At 45.1% G+C, this 19,723-nt stretch carries 17 protein-coding genes; 15 read left to right on the top strand and 2 right to left on the bottom strand.

Annotated elements, in window-relative coordinates; genetic code table 11:
- Window positions 1–13: 13 nt before the first annotated feature.
- The 7 genes from GVN20_RS29990 to GVN20_RS19700 are packed head-to-tail and all read left to right on the top strand — an operon-like array spanning window position 14 to window position 8,012.
- Window positions 14–1,168, top strand: coding sequence for a sugar transferase (locus tag GVN20_RS29990; RefSeq protein ID WP_166560000.1), 1,155 nt, complete (start codon window positions 14–16; stop codon window positions 1,166–1,168).
- Window positions 1,165–2,109: a glycosyltransferase family 2 protein gene (locus tag GVN20_RS19725; protein WP_166559999.1), complete on the top strand. Its 945-nt coding sequence runs from the start codon at window positions 1,165–1,167 to the stop codon at window positions 2,107–2,109. The genes GVN20_RS29990 and GVN20_RS19725 overlap by 4 nt, the downstream gene beginning before the upstream one ends.
- Before the next feature lie 13 nt (window positions 2,110–2,122).
- The gene (locus tag GVN20_RS19720) at window positions 2,123–3,334 is read left to right on the top strand and encodes a glycosyltransferase family 2 protein (protein WP_166559998.1); all 1,212 of its coding nucleotides are present in this window, start codon (window positions 2,123–2,125) and stop codon (window positions 3,332–3,334) included.
- A gap of 19 nt (window positions 3,335–3,353) precedes the next feature.
- On the top strand, window positions 3,354–4,814 hold the full coding sequence (locus GVN20_RS19715) for an O-antigen ligase (protein ID WP_166559997.1): 1,461 nt from the start codon (window positions 3,354–3,356) through the stop codon (window positions 4,812–4,814).
- 35 nt (window positions 4,815–4,849) lie between these two features.
- Window positions 4,850–5,422: a gluconate 2-dehydrogenase subunit 3 family protein gene (locus GVN20_RS19710; protein ID WP_166559996.1), complete on the top strand. Its 573-nt coding sequence runs from the start codon at window positions 4,850–4,852 to the stop codon at window positions 5,420–5,422.
- A 32-nt stretch (window positions 5,423–5,454) separates the two neighbouring features.
- Window positions 5,455–7,164 (top strand): GMC oxidoreductase, encoded by a 1,710-nt coding sequence (locus GVN20_RS19705; protein ID WP_166559995.1) that lies wholly within the window; start codon window positions 5,455–5,457, stop codon window positions 7,162–7,164.
- An 11-nt stretch (window positions 7,165–7,175) separates the two neighbouring features.
- On the top strand, window positions 7,176–8,012 hold the full coding sequence (locus GVN20_RS19700) for a beta-1,6-N-acetylglucosaminyltransferase (protein WP_166559994.1): 837 nt from the start codon (window positions 7,176–7,178) through the stop codon (window positions 8,010–8,012).
- Here GVN20_RS19700 and GVN20_RS19695 read toward each other — a convergent pair.
- Together GVN20_RS19695 and GVN20_RS19690 are read right to left on the bottom strand one after the other, a co-directional pair.
- Window positions 8,009–8,647: a DapH/DapD/GlmU-related protein gene (locus GVN20_RS19695; RefSeq protein WP_166559993.1), complete on the bottom strand. Its 639-nt coding sequence runs from the start codon at window positions 8,645–8,647 to the stop codon at window positions 8,009–8,011. The two genes, GVN20_RS19700 and GVN20_RS19695, sit on opposite strands and share 4 nt — an antisense overlap.
- On the bottom strand, window positions 8,644–9,870 hold the full coding sequence (locus GVN20_RS19690) for a glycosyltransferase (RefSeq protein WP_166559992.1): 1,227 nt from the start codon (window positions 9,868–9,870) through the stop codon (window positions 8,644–8,646). Before GVN20_RS19690 ends, GVN20_RS19695 begins: the two co-directional genes overlap by 4 nt.
- A gap of 607 nt (window positions 9,871–10,477) precedes the next feature.
- On the opposite strand from GVN20_RS19690, the gene GVN20_RS19685 reads away from it, so the two are divergent.
- The 8 genes from GVN20_RS19685 to GVN20_RS19650 all read left to right on the top strand — a co-directional run bounded on the left by GVN20_RS19685 (window position 10,478) and on the right by GVN20_RS19650 (window position 19,627).
- Window positions 10,478–11,170: a TolC family protein gene (locus GVN20_RS19685; RefSeq protein ID WP_166559991.1), complete on the top strand. Its 693-nt coding sequence runs from the start codon at window positions 10,478–10,480 to the stop codon at window positions 11,168–11,170.
- Window positions 11,171–11,179: 9 nt separating this feature from the next.
- Window positions 11,180–13,387 carry a hypothetical protein gene (locus GVN20_RS19680; protein ID WP_166559990.1) on the top strand — a complete coding sequence of 736 codons (2,208 nt, stop codon included), beginning with the start codon at window positions 11,180–11,182 and terminating at the stop codon, window positions 13,385–13,387.
- Window positions 13,388–13,414: 27 nt separating this feature from the next.
- The gene (locus GVN20_RS19675) at window positions 13,415–14,851 is read left to right on the top strand and encodes an MOP flippase family protein (protein ID WP_166559989.1); all 1,437 of its coding nucleotides are present in this window, start codon (window positions 13,415–13,417) and stop codon (window positions 14,849–14,851) included.
- Between the two features lie 9 nt (window positions 14,852–14,860).
- Window positions 14,861–15,961, top strand: coding sequence for an acyltransferase (locus GVN20_RS19670; RefSeq protein ID WP_166559988.1), 1,101 nt, complete (start codon window positions 14,861–14,863; stop codon window positions 15,959–15,961).
- Between the two features lie 46 nt (window positions 15,962–16,007).
- On the top strand, window positions 16,008–16,913 hold the full coding sequence (locus GVN20_RS19665; protein ID WP_310586834.1) for a glycosyltransferase family A protein: 906 nt from the start codon (window positions 16,008–16,010) through the stop codon (window positions 16,911–16,913).
- A 15-nt stretch (window positions 16,914–16,928) separates the two neighbouring features.
- Window positions 16,929–17,930, top strand: a complete 1,002-nt coding sequence (locus GVN20_RS19660; RefSeq protein ID WP_166559987.1) for a gliding motility-associated C-terminal domain-containing protein — start codon at window positions 16,929–16,931, stop codon at window positions 17,928–17,930.
- Between the two features lie 34 nt (window positions 17,931–17,964).
- Window positions 17,965–18,756 (top strand): glycosyltransferase, encoded by a 792-nt coding sequence (locus tag GVN20_RS19655; RefSeq protein WP_166559986.1) that lies wholly within the window; start codon window positions 17,965–17,967, stop codon window positions 18,754–18,756.
- Window positions 18,757–18,841: 85 nt separating this feature from the next.
- Window positions 18,842–19,627 (top strand): glycosyltransferase family 2 protein, encoded by a 786-nt coding sequence (locus GVN20_RS19650; RefSeq protein WP_166559985.1) that lies wholly within the window; start codon window positions 18,842–18,844, stop codon window positions 19,625–19,627.
- The last annotated feature ends 96 nt before the right edge of the window (window positions 19,628–19,723 follow it).

Raw genomic sequence — 19,723 nt, 5'->3', positions numbered from 1 at the left:
GATAAAAAGTCAAATGGAGCCAGAACAAAAGGGTTCGTTTCGAGCACTGTACATTGATGATGACCCGCAACGGGTGTCACTGCTGATTAATGACTTCGGGGCATTAATCAATATTATACCAGAGCCAGATTACGTAGACGCGCTGGAATTCCTAGAGATGGGAAATCCCGTCGATTTGGTCATTTGTAATGACTCTGAAGGCTACCTTGATTTCTTGAAATCACTGCGAAAAACGGCTTATTTTCAATCATTACCCGTTATCTTGTTTAGAGAAAACGGGGAGCTAGCTCCCCAAATAGCACAAGGGCAAGTGATTGATGTGTTTGAGCTACCGTACCCGCTGGAAGCCCTCAAAATCAGGCTCAATTACCTCATCCAGAAAAAACACTACCAAGAATCCACCCGAACTCCTTACAAACCGAAGCGCATCAGAAGTCCTTTTGGAAAAAGGGTGTTTGATATTGTGGTTTCGGCAACGGCCCTACTGATGATTTCGCCTTTGTTGGCGGTGGTGGCCGTGTTGATAAAATTGGATTCCAAAGGGCCGATTTTTTATCGTTCCAAAAGGGTCGGAATGGGCTACCGGATTTTTGATATGTATAAGTTCAGGACGATGCGCACTGATGCCGACAAAATGTTGGCCAATATGGCCTCCCTCAACATGTACAATGTAGCACCTGCGGCTGCCGTGAGCAATTTATGCGATGAATGCCAGGCGGCGGGCACGGAATGTCAACAAATTTTATTTTTAGACAACGAACAAATCTGCGAGAAACTCTACCACCAGAAGCAAAAATCAAAGGCTACCTTTTCCAAGTTTAAAGAAGATCCGCGCGTCACTAAGCTGGGGAAATTTCTGCGTAACTCCAGCATTGATGAGCTTCCTCAGTTATTTAATATTTTGTTGGGAGATATGTCGTTTGTGGGCAACCGTCCATTACCTCCGTATGAAGCCGAAAAACTCACCGCAACGGGTTATGCTCGGCGGTTTGCCGCCCCAGCGGGCCTGACGGGCCTTTGGCAAGTGACAAAGCGCGGCAAATCAAAGGTGTCAGACCTAGAACGCATTCAATTGGATGTGCTTTACGCCAAGAAATATTCGTTCAAAACCGATTTAATTATCATGATTAAAACAGTGAAGGCGGTTTTTCAAAAGGAGAATGTATGAGTACGCAGCCACTTGTATCGTTTATTACCATCAACTACAATCAGGCGCAAGTCACCTGCGACATGCTGGAGTCGACGCGTACCCTGACGTACCCCAATGTCGAAATAATTGTGGTTGACAACGGCTCCGCCGAAGACCCCACGCCACTGATTGAGAAAGGCAACTATCCCAACGTCAAAGTAATCCTGACCCATGCCAATTTGGGTTTTTCGGGTGGCAACAACGCTGGAATCCAACAGGCCAAAGGAGATTACTTTTTTTTATTGAACAACGATACCATTGTCACCCCCACGCTGGTAGAAGACCTGTTGGCCCCTTTTGCCACGGATGCATCCATCGGGATGGTTTGCCCAAAAATTCGTTATCACGACCACCCCACCATTCTTCAATACGCGGGTTATCGTCCGCTAGACCGCCTTACGGGCCGCACATGGGCTATTGGGTTGCAGGAAGAAGACAAAGGACAACACGATGTGTCGGGTGCTACGTATTTTGCGCACGGTGCCGCGATGATGGTACGGCGGGAGGTCATTGAGAAGGCGGGCTCGTTGGAAGATAGTTATTTTTTATACTACGAAGAACTCGACTGGTCGGCGCGAATTCGGCGGGCTGGTTTTAAGATTTATTACGAGGCCAAGGCCCTCATTTACCACCGCGAATCCATGAGCGTGGGCAAAGCCAATCCGCTCAAAGAGTATTATCATACCCGTAACCGCCTGCTTTTTATGCGCCGAAACGTGACGGGCATGACCTTGGTTACTTTCTGTTTGTACTACTTTATATTGGCCCTGCCCAAAGCCGCGCTAGTTCATTTGATGCGCGGACAAACAAAGTATCTGAAAGCCATCAAGGATGCCATCGTATGGAACCTGACCCATAAGGTCAACCAAAACGGCGACATTATTCCGTCAGTGGCGTTGGATAAACCTTACAAAATATAACTCCTTCGGAAAAATGGCAGAAATTTTACTCCTCGTTTGTATCGGTCTTGTGGTATACACCTATCTCGGATACGGATTGGTGGTGTGGTTGCTCATTCGTATCCGAGGAAAACGCCCTTCGGCCAAAACTGATGAATCCTATTCTCCTGAGGTAACCTTGGTGGTTCCTGCTTACAACGAGCTTTCGTGTTTGCCAGCCAAAATCACCAACTCGTTGGGACAAGATTATCCGCGTTCTAAAATCCGATTTTTATTTGTCACCGAAGGCTCCACGGATGGCTCCACGGAGTGGATTAAAGCGCATCACGGACAAGAAGTAGAGGTACTGGGCGGCACCGAGCGCCGGGGTAAAGTGGCAGCCATGAATGAAGCCCTGAAATACGTAAAAACCCCGATTGTGATTTTTACGGATGCCAACACACAACTGAACAAAGAAGCCATCAAAAACATTGTTCGGCATTTTCAGGACCCGATTGTGGGCGCGGTAGCGGGAGAAAAACGAATTCTGACCAACGATGATGAGTCGGCGGCGGGGTCCGGAGAAGGCTTGTATTGGAAATATGAATCACAACTCAAACGCTGGGATTCGGAATTACATACCATTGTGGGGGCAGCAGGGGAGTTATTTGCAGTACGAACGGAGCTGTATGAGCACGTTGAACCCGATACCATTTTGGATGATTTTATTATTTCGCTCCGCATTGCTGGCAAAGGTTACAAAGTAGCCTACGAACCTGAGGCCTATGCGTTGGAGCACCCCTCGTTTTCGATTTTGGATGAACAAAAACGCAAAATCCGTATTGCGGCAGGCGGTTTTCAATCCATTGTACGCCTGAGTTATTTACTCAACCCTTTCAAATACGGCATTTTGTGCTTTGAATACGTTTCTCACCGCGTGTTTAGATGGGCCGTGGCTCCAATTTGTCTGCCCCTGATATTTCTGCTCAACGCGTGGTTGGCTTACTCGGCTTTTCAAGCGCCGTCGCCGATAGGCACTGCTTGGATTACGCTATTTGTGCTGCAATGTCTTTTCTACGGGGCGGCGTGGGTAGGGTATCAATTGGAACAACGCCGTTTGCGCTGGAAATTACTCTTTGTCCCCTTTTATTTTACGTTTATGAACGTGTGCGCTTTGGCGGGATTGGTACGATACTTGCGTGGTAAACAATCAGGCACGTGGGAAAAAGTTCGCCGGGCCGATGGTGTGTTGCTGAAAGTGGAATAGGTAAAAAAGTGCGTATTGAATGATATCTTTACTCAACAACGAACAGTCAAAATTTTGGCTCTACGGCATGGTAGGCGTGGTATGTACGCTTATGTGCGGCTATTTGATTGCGGCGTTGGGTATTGCGGGGGCTGGCGTGGCGGTTGTGCTGCCCATTGCCTGTTTTGTATTGATTGGAGTTTTTGCTGAGCCGCGTATAGGCCTGTTGTTATACCTTCAACTCAATTTTTTGATTGGCGTCGCGGCGCGGTTTCTGACGGTAGATCTTCCCTTCGGAACATTTATTGACGCTTCGCTGATTCTGACGATGTTGAGTTTGCTGGTCAATGCTAAACGCTATGATTGGGGGCGGTTGCACCATCCCGTTTTTTACCTCGTGGCGCTGTGGGTTTTCTTTACGATACTTGAATTCTTCAATCCAGAGGCCCCATACAAACCCGCCTGGCTGTATAATTTTCGGAAATTTTCGCTCTATTGGATTTTGGCCACCTGCATTGTCTTGGTGGTTCCGTTTAAAAAATCTGATATAAAAATCCTGATTCGTACGTGGCTAATTTGGTCTTTTTTGGGCGCACTTTGGGGGTTTAAACAACAATACATTGGGCTTACGGCCAATGAACAAAATTGGCTCAATATGGGGGCTGATAAAACCCACGTGTTGTTTGGGGTTTTACGGATTTTTTCTTTCTACACCGATGCCTCACAGTTTGGGGCCGAAATGGCCGCTACCACCTTGGTCTGTGTCATTTGGTTTTTTGAAGAGAAAAAGTGGATGTACAAGATAGGCTATCTTGCGTTGGCGCTGGTGTATTTTTGGGGATATGCCCTTTCTGGCACCCGTAGTGCGTTGTTTGTGCTTGTGGGGGGCTACGCGTTTTACCTACTTTTACGAAAAGACATTCAAAAGATGATGATTGGAGCTTCCGTAGCGTTGCCAGTTTTTATCATCCTCATGTATACCAACATCGGTAGTGGCAACTATCAGGTGCAACGGATGCGTACTGCGTTACGCCCTATGGAAGATCCTTCTTTCCTATTACGACTTCAAAACAAAGAGAAACTGGCCCGCCTGATGGAAAATTACCCTTTTGGGGCAGGGTTAGGAACTTCTGAAGCCGTAGGGCAACGTTTTTCGCCCAATCACTGGGCCGCTCAGGTGGCGCCCGATAGTTGGTATGTGATTCTTTGGATTGAAACAGGAAGGGTGGGAATGACGCTTTATGTCATTATCTTGGTAAGCATCATCGCCTTTGCCACCTGGAAGGTTTGGCAAATTAAAGACCCTTGGTTGTTCAAAATTATGGTCACTATGCTGGCGGAGTTTGGGGGCATTGCCGTAATGGCTTATTCAAATCCCGTTATGGGGCAGTTCCCGACAAACGGGGTTATTTTTATCTCTATGGCTATGCTCGCGACCTGTAATCGGTGGGATACGCCTGCTGAGGTGGCTGCACCCAAAAAGGAATTGGTAATTACTTAATAATCAATTGATTTGTTGATACCTTTTTTTGACTTATGAAACGTCGTCGCGCGCTTTGGGGAATTGCTTTGCTGGGAGGAAGTTTGGGTTCCTTTGGAATCTTCAAGTGGATAAGCTGGCATAAAACCCCCGATTTGGCGTTTCTTTTGAGTCAAAAACAATTGCTGGCCGCGCTGAGCGAAACCATTATTCCTGCCACCGATACCCCCGGGGCAATTGAAGCGGGAGTGGCTGATTTTATCCTTAAAATGGTCGCAGAAAATATGGATACCGTTGCCCAGAATCGGTTCATCGACGGCCTTAAATCAGTAGAGTCGTTTTCCAAAGATACCTTTGCAAAATCGTACATTGAATGCAACAAAGACCAAAAAAATGCGGTCATGCGGCATTTTGACGAAGAAAGTAAGCCGCTCGAAGGCATCGCGGGGAAGGTACAGCGCAAACTATTCGGAAACCCTTTCTTTCCGATTTTGAAAGAATATACCTGTATTGGTTATTGCACCTCAATGCTGGGTGTCACCCAAGGCCTTGCGTATACGCTCGTTCCGGGCCGCTTTGCGGGATGTGTTCCGATGACTGAAAATCAAAAATCGTGGGCCACAAAATAAATTACTTCTGATTTCTAACACCAACTCAACGCATGTACCCCGTCAATCCTACCCTTAAAAACAAACAGTCATTCACCTTTGACGCTATCGTGGTAGGGTCGGGTATAAGTGGAGGATGGGCCGCTAAAGAGTTATGTGAAAAAGGTTTAAAAACATTGGTGCTTGAGCGAGGTCGGAATGTAGAGCACGTAACCGACTATCCAACCGCGCTTAAAAGCCCGTGGGAGTTTCCGAATCGATTGAACAACGTCATCCAAGATCAGGTCGATAACCCTGTGCAGAGTTTGTCGTATAACGAAGGGAACAAACACTTTTTTGTCAGTGATAAAGAGCATCCTTACATCCAAGAAAAACCTTTTTCTTGGATTCGAGGGTATCAGGTAGGAGGTCGCTCACTGACTTGGGGGCGGCAGTGCTACCGACTCAGTGACTTAGATTTTGAGGCCAATGCCAAAGAGGGAATAGCCGTCGATTGGCCTATTCGTTATAAAGATTTGGCACCTTGGTACGACTACGTGGAGCGGTTTGTGGGTATCAGTGGCCGGGCCGAAGGGCTATCACATTTGCCCGACGGACAATTTCTGCCCCCGATGGAATTCAACTGCATTGAAACGCACTTTGCCAGTCAAGTAAAGAAAAATTACAAAGACCGCCTGGTCACCATTGCCCGAACGGCCAATCTCACCAAAGGATGGAACGGGCGTGGACCTTGCCAGTACCGCAATCTTTGCGACCGAGGCTGCCCCTTTAGCGGGTATTTTAGCAGCAATTCCGCCACCCTACCCGTGGCGATGGCCACAGGTAATCTAACATTGCAACCCGATTCCATCGTTATTGAGGTGTTGTTTGACGAACAAAAAAATCGGGCAACGGGTGTGCGTGTCATGGACGCTCACACCAAAGAGGTGAAGGACTACTACGCCAAAATCATTTTTTTGAATGCTTCCACCATTGCTACCAGTGCGCTTTTATTAAATTCGGTCTCGCATCGTTTTCCTGATGGATTAGGAAATTCGAGTGGACAGGTGGGCCGCAATCTCATGGACCATTTCATGATGGGCGGCGCTATGGGAGAGTACGAAGGTTTCAAAGATAAATACTACGAAGGTAGGCGCCCTATCGGAATTTATGTACCTCGTTTTCGAAACCTAAACGCCCAAACCAAACAGAAAGATTATCTGCGGGGGTTTGGCTACCAGGGAGATGGTGAGCGTGCCGAATGGAGCGATCAGTATAAACGGGTAGAAGGTTTTGGAAAAGATTTTAAAAAGGCACTGACCCAACCAGGGCCTTGGACGATGTTTATCGGGGCGTGGGGCGAGACGCTGCCCTACGCTGATAACCGTATTTGGTTGGACAAAGAGCAAAAAGACTCATGGGGGCTACCATTGGTTCGGATATTTTTTGAATACCATGAAAATGAAATTAATATGCGCAAAGACATCAAGGAAAGCGCCGAAGAAATGCTCCAAAAATCAGGTTTTCAGAAAGTACAACAATTTTATTATGACCTACCTCCAGGCTCGGCAGTACACGAAATGGGCACGGCTCGGATGGGCCATGACCCCAAAACTTCTGTGTTAAATGGCTATAATCAGATGCATGACGTCAAAAATGTGTTTATCACGGATGGCAGTTGTATGACATCGTCGGCCTGCCAAAATCCGTCGTTGACTTATATGGCGCTTACAGCTCGGGCATGTGATTATGCAGTTTCGGAACTCAAAAAATTGAATTTATAGCAAAAGGAAAAATGAAAGTTGCGCACTTGATTTTGGCACATGCTCAGCCTCAGCAACTTGCAAGGCTTATTAATTCTTTGCAGCATCCTGATGCCGATTTTTATATACACCTTGACAAGAAAACAGATATTAGACCTTTTCAAGCCCTTATTCATGGCAAAAACGTCTTTTTTGTAAAGCAAAGAGTAAAAGTAAGATGGGGCGCTTATAGTATAGTTCAGGCTACTTTGAACGGATTTGAGGACATTTTGGCATCGGGCGTGGCGTATCAGTACGTAAATTTGTTGAGTGGACAAGATTATCCTCTAAAAAAAACAGCTGACATTCATGCCTTTCTTGAGGTTAACTACCCGACGCAGTACATGGAGTTTGTCTCGGTCCAAAATGATTGGCAAGAGGCAATCCCCCGCATCAGTCGTTATCATTTGGTTAATTTTGATATTCCGTGGAAATTTAAAATAGAAGAGTGGATAAACAAGGTATTACCTGATCGAAAAATGCCCAAACAATTGGTGGTCGTTGGTCGCTCACAGTGGTTTACCATTACCCTCGATGCCGTTCGTTACATCGTGGATTACCTGGAAAAGAACCCTCGCTTGGTCCGTTTTTTTAAGTTTACGTGGGGCGTAGATGAAATTATTTTTCAAACTATTTTATACAATTCTGATCTAAAAACTACGATGGTTAACGAAAACCTGCGTTATATTGATTGGTCGGAAGGAAAAAGCAGCCCCAAAACCCTAACCATGGTTGATAAGGAAACCTTGGGAAACTGCGGTAAATTCTTTGCCCGAAAATTTAATGTCGAAGTAGATAAGGAGATTTTAAATTACCTCGATTCACGTTAAGGAGTGAGCGGCTGTGCAATACTCGGCCTTTGCCAAAGCCCGCTTGTAGCATCATATTGTTTGAGAACACGGGCGGGGTTTCCTCCCACCACTGTATACGGCGGCACATCCTTCGTGACCACACTTCCACCCGCCACAACGGAGTGTTTGCCGATAGTCACTCCCGCCGTAATAACGGCATTGGCGCCAATCCAGCACTCTTCTTCAATGACAATCGGACGGGTCGTAACGGGTTGACGGTGAATGGGTAATGTGACATCTTCGTAAACGTGATTCAGGCCCGACATTACTACGTGCTGTGCAATAATGACGTCGGAACCAATCGTGACGGGGCCAATCACCACCGAACCGATTCCGACCGTGCAATGCTCGCCGATGGTCACATCTCCTACCCCGTTGTTGACCACGCTAAAAGACTCAATCGTACTGTATGCTCCCAGGGTGAAAGCATTGAAAGGTAGTACATCCATTCGTACGTTGGCACGAATGGCCGCCGACCGGTGCTTTTTATGAATAAACGGATTGACAAACCAGCTCACCCACAGGCGTGGCCGCGCCTGACCCGTAGGAATGAGCATCCAATGGACCAATCGTTTGAAGGATGGACGGCTGTCCAGATAAGTTTTTATGCTCATTTTTTTGGTAATGCTTTCGCGAAAAAACGTGTTTCAATGGCACTCATTAAATCTCCCACCGAATTTTCCCATGAGTGCTCATGTGCAAAGGCAATGCGGGCTTCTGGCGTAGAAAGTTGTTTGCCTTGAAGCACATCCTCAATCTGCGCGATGAATTGGTCGCTGTTTTCGGCCAAATTTACGTGGTCTTTAAACAAATCCATGGTCTCGGTTTTGACCGCAACGATGGGTTTGCCCATGGCAAGGTACTCGTCTATTTTGCGGGGATAATTCCCAATCGTTACCTCGTTCAGTTTTTGGGGATTAATCAACACGTCCATTCCTTCTAGGTACGCTGGGATTTGTTGAGGAGTTTTGGAGCCCAGAAAGTGTACATTAGGAAGTGCTTTTAGACGTTCAACGGGAAAAGAATCGTCGGTTGAGCCAATCAAAACGACTTGCCAATCGGGACGTTGGGCCGCAACGGTTTCAATAAGTGCGCCATCAAGGCGCAGGCCCGTCAGCGCACCCGCGTAGCCTACCCGAGGGTGCGGAATTGCCTCCAAATCAGCGGGAATCTTGTCTATTTTGTTCGAGTCAAAAAGTTCTAAATCACAGCCTTGACCCACGTACACCGATTGAGGGTTGTATCGAGCCGCTTGATTGGCCAAATAAATAGAATTGCTGGCTATCATGTCTACTTTTTGCATCAGCAAAGGCTCCAGGCGCAGGCCGTGCTTGCGCCAAAAATCAACGGCCAAAAAATTATCCCTTAAATAGTACACTGATACCTTAGGTTGCAGGAGTTCTTTCATAAAGAAGCCCTGCAACATATCGTTGTCATTGATTAAAATAAATGAATCCCAGCCCAGTTTTTTGACGGCGGCGGTGATTTCATGGGCTATTTTTTGAGTATTATAACGATTGAGCCAATCATAAAACGCACCGTCGGGCATCCAATTGATGGAGGCCATCACCGATTCAGGGCTTAACACCCACAAATTAGCCCCATCCTGAATCAGGCGTTGGCCTTGATGCTTTGCTAAAAACTCACTTCGTAGTTGCGCACGGCCTGATTTTTGTGAAATGACGGTCGACCAGTCCAATGGGTCATTTACAAATAAAACCTGATGAGATTGAGATAAGACCCGGGCCATATCCCGAATATTACTGCCCAAATGCGTCTCTTCCCAAATTTGCCGGGAAGTAATAACAAAATTAAACTTTTTGGAGGATATGCCCATCTTATTGGCGGTAGAGTTAGGGATATTTTATTAGATTACTTTTTATGGATATTTTATTGCGCTGGCTGGAGATTTTCAAACAAAATACTTCGGGCAGAAAATGCTCAAGTTAGTAATTTGGCATGGTTTTTAGGGATATAAAGAAGGGCATTTTCAGGTTTGGGATTGTTCGTTCTCAAAACGTGTTTTACAAGCGCGAAAAAAGTCATAACGTTAATAAACCAAAGATAATAAACGATTTATCTCTTTCAAGAAAACACACAAGAGTGTGCGGAGGGTTTGATTTGATAAATATATTATAGTTAATTTTGGTAAGCAAGGACTGTTTTATTTTTTACCCTTAGCATGAAGCCTTCTGCATATTTAGGGTGTATCTTTGGGGTCGAATAGTATTAAAACTTAATCGACCAAAATTGGTTTGTTAGGTATCAAAAAGACAATCTTTTAGGTATATATATATTAATTGATTAAATGGATGATTATGTACTTTTACAAGTGGTCTTCTTTTTTTTGCCACCATTATTGTCTGTTATTGATTAGTGGGGTATGTCTGTGGGGGCCATTATTTGGACAAAATTCATCTTTTCAAAAAGCGCCCACTACCACCATGCGTGCCTCTACATTGGGGACGGCAGACTCGCTGTATGTTGATTTTAGTAATGATATAGCGATGCAGTTGTTACCCTTTAATGACTTGTTTGAGTTGGCACTGGCGCATTCTCCATTGCTCAATTTTGAGAAAGAAGTGGCCAATGCTCAGCAGGCGTCGTATAAACTTTCAAAGTTACAAATCTTGCAATCTGTGACGGCTGGCGGGAGCTATTCGGCGGGTAATCAGGCCATTATATCGACGGGGTCGGGGTCTACGGGAGATGCAATCGGGCAAATTGCAAACGGATACCGGGTAGGGTTGAATCTGCAGCTTAGTCTGTATGAAATCATAGGCAGAAAACACATGCTTACGCAGGCCAAAGCCAACTACCAATCTATGCTCAGCCGTAAAGAAATTCAGGAATTACAGCTGAAAAGGGAGTTGATTGATTTGTTTCAGGATTTGGTGACAGCGCAGAAAGTGCTTCAACTTAGACTGAAAGACCAGCAAATGGCGACGGTTGCGTACCAAATCGCAGAGGTGGAATTCAAACAGCGGAAATTGGATGTGAATGCATTCTCGAATGCGAGCAAAAGCTATTTTGGCGTTCTTTCTTCCATTGAGGAAGCGAGAGGGGCTTTTTTAAAGTATTTGTATAATCTTGAGGCGCTAGTGGGAGTTCCGATTCAGCGCCTAAAACGTAAATAAACTTGACGGATGACAGTTAATCATTTTATACGTCTTCTGAAAGAAAATACGCTATGGATTATTCTGTTTCCGCTGCTGACGGCGGGGGCAGTTTATTATTTTACCCGTAACGAACAAAAAGAATACACCGCCAAAGCAACCGTTTATACGGGGCTTGCCTCGGGGTATTCTATTCAATCTGTCAACAAATCAGGGACTTCTGATTACACAACCATCAGCAATGCTTTTGATAACTTGCTGACAACGTTGAACTCAAACGAGACCATGCGTCAGATTGGTTTGCGCTTAATGGCGCAGCACCTTATGTTACCCAAATCCGATAGCCTCATTTTAGCACAACCTGGATTTTCTGAACTACAAGATGCGATTCCCTCAAGTTTTCGGCTTGATTTATTGGCCAATTTAGACTCCACAGGGCTGTATCCTAAGCTAGAGGCACTGGCCAATTCAGATAAAGACAATCCAATTAAGAGCCTCTTAAACAATCCTTATTCGTACTATTCTACCGAAGGAATTGCCAAAAAATTGAAGGCAAACCGAAAGAACAACAGCGATATGATTGAGCTAGAATACGAGTCGGACGACCGGGGCGTGACCCAGCAAACGCTCGCTCATGCCATTCGGGTGCTGAATGCACGCTACGTTTCTTTAAAAAGTATCGACGCAAATCCTGTTATTGATTATTACAAAGGCAAATCGCAGGAAGCACGGGATAAGCTGGAAGAGATAGAATCCAAACTACGGGAATTTAATATTAAACACGAACTGGTAAACTTTGCCGAAGAATCCAAAAATGCGGTTTTTTCCCGGGATGGTTTTGCCAAAGAATATACCACAGAATTGATGCGCAACCGCGCCGTCAAAGCGGGCATGGATGCCCTCCAAAAACGAATGGGCCAACGGGGCAATCTACTGTCAATCAATGATGATTTGATTCAAAAACAGACTGAACTATTGTTTGCCGAAACTGAGGTCGTAAGTGCGCAGTCGAGCGGGCAGAGCAACGGCCAAGTCAGTAGTTTGCAGGCAAAAGCAGACCGGATAAAGGAAGAAATGAAGGAGATTTCGCGGAGGTATTATGCCGCTGGCAATTCTCCCGAATCCCTACCCCAAGATAAACTGGTGGAAGATTGGTTGGAAAAAGTGATTGAGTTTGAAGAGTCAAATGCCCGCCTCGACGTGTACAAAAAACGCCTTGGGGAATTTCAGGCTAAAATGACTGAATATAGCCCGCTCGGAACGGACCTTCACCAACTGCAACGCGAACTCGACGTGGCCGAAAAGGAATATCTGGCTTTGACAGCCAGCCTCAACCAAGCACAAATCTATCGTCAGGATGTGTTGGAGGATGATATACTGAAGATACTGGACCCGCCTAGTTATCCGTTAAAGCCCAAACCGAGCAAGCGCCTGTTGCTGATTGTGGTGGGTTTTGGAGTTGGTTTTTTTATTGCGCTATTGATGACGGTCATTCGTTTTCTGCTCGACCGCCGGCTTGATTCTCCCGAAAATGCCGAAGCAAAAATTGGCAAACCCGTGACTATTGCTTTTCCAAAAGTAAAGAAATTGACCCTTGGCTCGAAGGAGAGCCGAGCAGCAATGAGTACTTTTGAGCAGTTGACAAATGCCATCAACATTGAGATTTTACAGTCGGCTTCTCAGGTCCCGATTCCGTTGATTACGCTGGTGAGTATGCGTTCTAAACAGGGCAAAACATGGGTAGCCCAAGGACTGGCGCGCTTGTATGCCGAGACGGGGCAGCAAATAGCCTATTTTTACCCAAAGATTACTAAAAATGAACTTCCGTTTGAACAAAAGGGAGTCCATTTTTTCCCCTATTCCATTCGTCCAGATTTTATGAATGTGTCTGATTTGACGGGGCTGTTGGAGGAAGATAAACCCTTTGCGACTTCGCCTTTTCATAAAATTATCTTGGAACTACCTCCGCTGGTAAGTAGTCCTTTACCGCTGTACTTGTTTAACAAATGTCACGTTTCGCTTTTGGTTGTGGATGCTAACAGCGTGTGGGGACGTAAAGAGAAACAGTTGATGGATTTGTACAATAAAATTTCCACCAAGAACCCCATAATTATTTTAAATCGTGTTGAAAAGGAGTATATTGATGCCCCAACGGTGAAAGAAGCAGAGCAAATTTTGGTACCGTCTGAGGTGTTGCTCAAACACCAGCGGAAACTACCGTCAGCCTCCCAAACCTAACCGATTTAAAGCACGTTTGCCAACGTTATGAGTAACACTAAAAAAGCGATTGATGGAGGGAAATGGATTACTATTTCTACCGTCATATCCACTGTATTTCAGTTTGTTCAAGTCACAATTCTCGCCCGATTATTGGACCCCGCCGTTTTTGGGGTCGTAAGTGTAAGTACCTTAATCATTAATTTCTTCTACATTTTCAGTAATCTCGGCTTTTCAAACTCTATCATTTATAAACAGGAAAATGACCAAAAAGCGTTGTCTACGCTGTATTTCCTGAGTCTCCTGATGGGTTTTTTTATTTTCCTTATCGTCTTTTTTAGCTCACCGCTTATCATTGCGTATTACCATGAGCCGCGGCTTGATAAGGTCATCAAATTGGCATCGCTGTATTTTGTGATTATTTATTTTGGCCAAATTTACCTGTTTCTGCTCCAGAAAGAACTGCGCTTTAAGTCGATTGCTCTGATGGAAATTGCGGGAGCGGTGGTGGGGGCTGTTACTTCTATCTCGTTAGCATACAGTGGTTTTGAAGAGTTGTCGTTGATTTATGGACAATTGGCCATGCACATTGTTCGTACAGGATTGCAAATTGTTTTTGGGCTAAAGTTCTTTTTCCCGTCGTTGTATTTCAACTTGGGAATGATCAAGGAGCATATTCGTTTTGGAATGTACAATGTAGGCGATGGACTGCTGGGGTTTATCCAAGGAAACGCAGATACAATTGTGGTGGGGGGTGTGTTGGGGGTTAAATCGTTGGGTTTTTATACGGTGGCGGCCCAATTGGCGGTGTTTCCGATTACTAAACTCAACCCGATTATATTGCAGGTGGCGTACCCTTTATTAGCCAAAATGAAAGACAAAGATTCGGAGCTACGCAAGTCATATATCAAAATTTTGGACCTGATTAGTTACCTCAATTTGCCTTTGTTGGCGGGGTTGTTTATTACGGCCAACAGCGTTATTCCGCTGCTGTACGGCACTGGCTGGGAGCCGACCATTCCGTTGATTAAGATTTTTGTTTTCCAGAGTTTTTTTAGTTCGTTGGCGCACCCGTTGTATACCATTGCCTTTACCAAAGGCAAGCCAAACTTGCTTTTTTATCTTAATTTAGTCACGCTCATCATTAAGATTCCGCTACTTTATTTCTTTGGAAAATACTGGGAAGTCACGGGCATTGCCTTTGCGTTTTTGACGGCTACGTTCATCTATTTAGTACTGAATTTCGTAATTGCCCACTCATTAATCGGGCATTTTTTGAAAGAGTTTTTGACTAATCTCAGCAAACCACTGCTTTTTTGCTTGATGATGGTCGGTGGGGTGTTTTTGTATCAACAGTTTGTTGGCAGTGAGGGGCTGCTCCATACCCTTGTTCAGATTGCCATCGGTGGGGGCATTTTTGCGGTGCTGACGTTGAAGTTTAAACTTTCGTTGTCCGAAATTAAAAATTTCAGGAAGTCGATATAAGAAGATGTTATGAAACACCGATTCAGAATATTGGACATTTTCAGGGGAATTTTTGCCTCAATGGTCGTGTTTTTTCACTTGGCCGATTTTGCCGATACTCCCTTGCTCAACAACGATTTCGTCAGAAACTCGGACATGTTTGTTGATTTTTTCTTCGTGCTCAGCGGGTTTGTGATTGCTTACAATTACCAAACCTTTGCCAAAACCGAAGAAATAGGCACTTTTTTGCAAAAACGACTGTACCGAATCTATCCTTTGCATATACTGATGTTGCTGGCTTTTTTGTTTATCGAATTGGTCAAAGGCTATCTTTCGTCGTACGTGCAGGTCAATCAGCCCGTGGGTGCAAACAACAATGTGTATTCATTTTTTACGTCTTTGTTTTTACTCAATTCGGTTAAAATACTCGGAATTAAGGACGTAAGCTGGAATATTCCGAGCTGGTCCATCAGCGCCGAAATGATTTCGTACGTGGTCTACGGGGCGGTTGTGCTGCTGCTGCACAAATGGGGGATTGTCCGCCAAAAATTCGTCGTATTTTTGTTAATTGCGATTGTGGCTTTTGCCTCAATGGTTTTAATTAATCAAAGCTTCCGGCTCAATTACAGTTTTGACTACGGTTTTTTACGAGGCATCATCGGCTTCTTTATGGGGGCATTTTGTTACGGTGTATTTGACCGCTCTTATGGGTATTTCAAAAAACTGCCCAAGTTATTTTTCGATTTATCGGAAGTACTCGTTATAGGAACAATCATCGGCATGATTTACTACGGAGCCTACTTCAAAGAAATGGGAGGGGTGTATGAAGTGCTGTTTTTTACGTCCATTTTGATTTTTTCTTTCGAACGCGGACTGGTTTCTGATGCGCTAATAAAATCTATTTTTTTGGATAAAGTAGGCTTGTACAGTTACTCGATTTATATGACTCATGCCCTGCTAATCAGTCTGTTCAATGTTCTTTTTATCCGGATTTTAAAATTTCCTCCCTCTGCTTACGTATATTTAGTATTTGTAAATTATTACCTGATTTACAAAGTGTCGGAGTGGACCTATACGCACATAGAGATGAGGTTTAAAGCGAGAAAAAAAACGGTTACATCGACTGTTTAATGGCGTATAATAATGTTTGTCCTGATTATCCCTAACCAACGTTGTCGTGAATAACTCTTTACTTCCCTCTTGGGTTTCCAAACATTTGTTTATGTATCCGCCCAGCGATACTACGGCGGAGCGCATCGCGGATATTCGGGCGAGGCTGAGTAAGTTTCGGGTAGAAAATCCAGAAATATCCATCGTGATTCCCGCTTATAACGAAGAAGCAAATATCCTGAATCTGCTATCGTCATTGGGCGATCAACAAACAACGCGAAGCGTAGAACTGTTGGTCGTCAATAACAATTCGGCTGACCGTACACAAGAGTTGTTGGATAAATGTGGCGTACGTTCAATCTTTGAAAAACAACCGGGCGTGGCTTTTGCTCGCCAGTCGGGATTATTGGCCGCCAAGGGGCAAATCATCGCCAATGCCGACGCCGATTGCCTGTATCCGCCGGGTTGGGTGGAGGCCATTACGGCGCCACTCCAAAACCCCACCATCGCGTGTTCCTACGGATTGTACTCGTTTTTGCCTAGCCCCCAGTCGTCGCGCTTGGCGTTGTCGCTGTATGAAAAAGCGGCACACCTGCTCAATCGGGTGCGCAATCGACACCGGTCGTACATGAATGTGTACGGCTTCAATTTTGCGTTTCGACGGGCAGATGCGTTGGCAGTGGGCGGTTTTGAGACCGACTCGGGGCGGGAAGGCTCCGTGGCTGAACTAATTGCGGCGGGAGAAGCCCCCCCGCCGTCGGGCCGGTGTGAGGATGGATTAATGGCCTTGGCACTGCAAAATCAGGGGAAAGGCACGACTTTCAGGGTCACGGACCCCAACGCTAAAGCATGGACCAGTGACCGACGATTGGTGGCGGATGGAAGTTTGATGAAAGCATTTTCCAAACGTTTTTGGGGTGGGCTTCAAGAAATTGGTCATTTTTTATCCCCCACGCCAAAATCCTCCTCTTGAAACATTAGACCGGGCATGATGATGAATTTCTACAAAACGAATCGCAATGAAAACCGAACTGTGCGCTCATTTCTGTTGCTTTTCGTGGGGTGTTGGATGGCAGGGGTGTTTGGGAGGAATGCATTTGCCCAGAATTGTGCCGATGGAAATACCGTCAGTAATCAAACATTTGGTACGGGTCAGCGGGGAGCTTTGCCAAACGGCTACATCAACTATACTTACGTAACCGATGGCTGTCCCAACGACGGGAGCTATACGGTGGCGGGTACGGTGAGTGGAGCTTGTTTTACAAACAGTTGGCACGGGCTCAGTGAAGACCATACACCAGGAGATGCTGCGGGTAATATGCTGATTATCAATGCACCGTATCCGGGTGAAATATATCGGGAAACCATTGCTGGTTTATGTACCAAAGCGGCCTACGAATACTCGTTTTGGTTGGTCAATTTAAACCTCGAATTTCCGCCCGGAACCTGTGGTTTTGCCATACCCAATGACCCCGATATTACCATCCGTGTCGAAACGACCGACGGCCGATTGATTGATACTTTAAACACGGGGGTAACTTTACGAACTCCTACGCCCGTTTGGCGAAAGTTTGCCTTGACTTTCAACTTTCCTCCCACGTCTGAGGAGACGACGGACGTAGTGATTCGGCTGATTGACAACGGACAAGGAGGGTGTGGAAATGATTTTGCGCTGGACGACTTGATGCTTAAAAGGTGTACCGATTGTGAAAGCCCGAGTGTGTATGTGCCCGATATATTTACGCCTAATAACGACGGTCAAAATGATGTTTTGGATGTTTTTGTGAGCAACTTAGCAGCGTTTGAATTTGTGGTCTATGACCGGTGGGGAAGTGCGATTTTTGTCAGCCGTGACCCGACGGTCAAATGGGATGGGAAATTTAAAAATGCGGCTTGTCAGGAAGGGATATATACGTGGTCAATGACGTATACATTTACGACCTCAACCCAGAAATACACCAAAAACGGTCAGGTGGTGTTGGCTCATTAATTGAAATTAACCTTTTGCCAATCTTTTTAAACTTATGGTAACCTCTGCCAATCATTTTGCGGGTGTCACGTTGCTCATCACTCATTACAATCGGAGCAGTTCGTTGGAGCGTTTGTTAAAATCATTTCAAAACTTGGGTTGCGTGTTTGACGACATCGTGGTATCTGACGATGCCAGTAAACCCGAGCATTTTAAGGCGGTAGAGGCGATGAAAGAAAAATACGGATTTACGTTGGTATCGACACCCCAAAACAAAGGATTAGGTAACAACATCAATAAAGGACAAGCGGCGATAAAATCGCCCTACACCCTATACGTTCAGGAGGATTTTGTGCCAAAACCTGCCTTTGTGACGCATTTCAAAGATGCGTTGGCGTTTATGGAGCTAGATAATGAGCTGGATATTGTTCGTTTTTACGCCTATTTTGCTTATCCGTACCTCAAACCCCAAGGCAAAGGCTATTCGTTGATGGTGTTTAAACCGTGGATTTGGTACACCGACCACCTGAAATTTTACTATTATAGCGACCACCCACATTTGCGTCGAAGCACGTTTTTGGACAAGTTTGGCAAGTATGTCGAAGGCATTAAATCGGACCGAACCGAGTTTTTGATGTGTTTGTCGGTGCTAAAAAAGAAGGGTAAAGGCCTGTTTTTTAATGAATTTACCACGCTTTTTGACCAAAAAAACTCCAGCGATGAACCCAGTACCATTCAACGAAGTAGTTGGCGCGAGAGCAGCAATCCTGGTTTTATGGCCTTGCGGTGGTTTTATCTAAAATTCAGATTGTTAAAAAACACAGTTGAACTTATTACTTTCAAATAAAAAGTACCCTATTGGTCGTCAGAAGCTTACTAATAAAGTAGTCGAAAAGGCGACGAATGTGTATTTTTCTAAAAAGATAGACCCGATGGCTAAAGCGGAGAACCATTTCCCTGGCGTTACATTGCTCATTACGCATTACAATCGAAGCAGTTCGCTGGAACGTTTGCTGAAAGCATTTGATGCTATTTCTTGTTCATTTGAAGACATTGTGGTTTCAGATGATGCCAGCAAGCCAGAGCATCAAGAGGCCATGGCAGAGATGCGTAAACATTTTCCGTTTCGACTCATTACGACGCCTCAAAACAAAGGGTTGGCCAATAACCTCAACAAAGGACAAGAGGCCGTCACAACGCCTTATACGCTCTATGTGCAGGAGGATTTTATTCCTAAACCCGCCTTTGTCCCCAAGCTGAAAGCGGCACTTGGTTTTCTCAATGACGATGCGTCTTTGGACATGGTGCGTTTTTATGCCTATTATGAATATGCCCATTTGGAGCCGTTTAAAGAAGGATTTTCGCGCATGATCTACAAACCTTGGTCGGCTAAATACGATAAAATTTACTACTATAGCGATCACCCGCACCTGCGGCGTAGCACGTTTTTGAACAAATTTGGTCGTTATGTAGAAGGAATTAAGTCGGATAAAGCGGAGTATATGATGTGCCTCGCCTTCATTCAAAATAAAGGTAAAGGCCTGTTTTACGATGATTTCAAGGGGCTATTTGACCAAGTAAATTCCGACAATGAACCCAGCACGGTGCAGCGTAATAATTGGCGTCAACAAAATAATAATCCATTCATACACCTAGCGCGGACGCTGTATCGTCAAATCAAATACAACTACGATTTGCGCTTTACCCGCCCACATTAGGATAGTGCAGCAGGTTTAGAGAAACCTGCTGCACTATCCTATAAATAGCTTTTTTCACTAAAAACCCCCGCGAAGAGTTTCTTAGCGGGGGTTTTT

The organism is Runella sp. CRIBMP, from assembly GCF_009905605.1.
Classification (GTDB): domain Bacteria; phylum Bacteroidota; class Bacteroidia; order Cytophagales; family Spirosomataceae; genus Runella.
The sequence above is the reverse complement of the archived record's forward strand: the minus strand, read 5'-3'. Positions and strand labels throughout refer to the sequence as shown.

Coding starts and splice junctions, on each gene's coding strand:
- GVN20_RS29990 (WP_166560000.1), top strand. CDS start 14: ATGGAGCCAGAACAAAAGGGTTCGTTTCGAGCACTGTACATTGATGAT.
- GVN20_RS19725 (WP_166559999.1), top strand. CDS start 1,165: ATGAGTACGCAGCCACTTGTATCGTTTATTACCATCAACTACAATCAG.
- GVN20_RS19720 (WP_166559998.1), top strand. CDS start 2,123: ATGGCAGAAATTTTACTCCTCGTTTGTATCGGTCTTGTGGTATACACC.
- GVN20_RS19715 (WP_166559997.1), top strand. CDS start 3,354: ATGATATCTTTACTCAACAACGAACAGTCAAAATTTTGGCTCTACGGC.
- GVN20_RS19710 (WP_166559996.1), top strand. CDS start 4,850: ATGAAACGTCGTCGCGCGCTTTGGGGAATTGCTTTGCTGGGAGGAAGT.
- GVN20_RS19705 (WP_166559995.1), top strand. CDS start 5,455: ATGTACCCCGTCAATCCTACCCTTAAAAACAAACAGTCATTCACCTTT.
- GVN20_RS19700 (WP_166559994.1), top strand. CDS start 7,176: ATGAAAGTTGCGCACTTGATTTTGGCACATGCTCAGCCTCAGCAACTT.
- GVN20_RS19695 (WP_166559993.1), bottom strand. CDS start 8,647: ATGAGCATAAAAACTTATCTGGACAGCCGTCCATCCTTCAAACGATTG.
- GVN20_RS19690 (WP_166559992.1), bottom strand. CDS start 9,870: ATGGGCATATCCTCCAAAAAGTTTAATTTTGTTATTACTTCCCGGCAA.
- GVN20_RS19685 (WP_166559991.1), top strand. CDS start 10,478: ATGCGTGCCTCTACATTGGGGACGGCAGACTCGCTGTATGTTGATTTT.
- GVN20_RS19680 (WP_166559990.1), top strand. CDS start 11,180: ATGACAGTTAATCATTTTATACGTCTTCTGAAAGAAAATACGCTATGG.
- GVN20_RS19675 (WP_166559989.1), top strand. CDS start 13,415: ATGAGTAACACTAAAAAAGCGATTGATGGAGGGAAATGGATTACTATT.
- GVN20_RS19670 (WP_166559988.1), top strand. CDS start 14,861: ATGAAACACCGATTCAGAATATTGGACATTTTCAGGGGAATTTTTGCC.
- GVN20_RS19660 (WP_166559987.1), top strand. CDS start 16,929: ATGATGATGAATTTCTACAAAACGAATCGCAATGAAAACCGAACTGTG.
- GVN20_RS19655 (WP_166559986.1), top strand. CDS start 17,965: ATGGTAACCTCTGCCAATCATTTTGCGGGTGTCACGTTGCTCATCACT.
- GVN20_RS19650 (WP_166559985.1), top strand. CDS start 18,842: ATGGCTAAAGCGGAGAACCATTTCCCTGGCGTTACATTGCTCATTACG.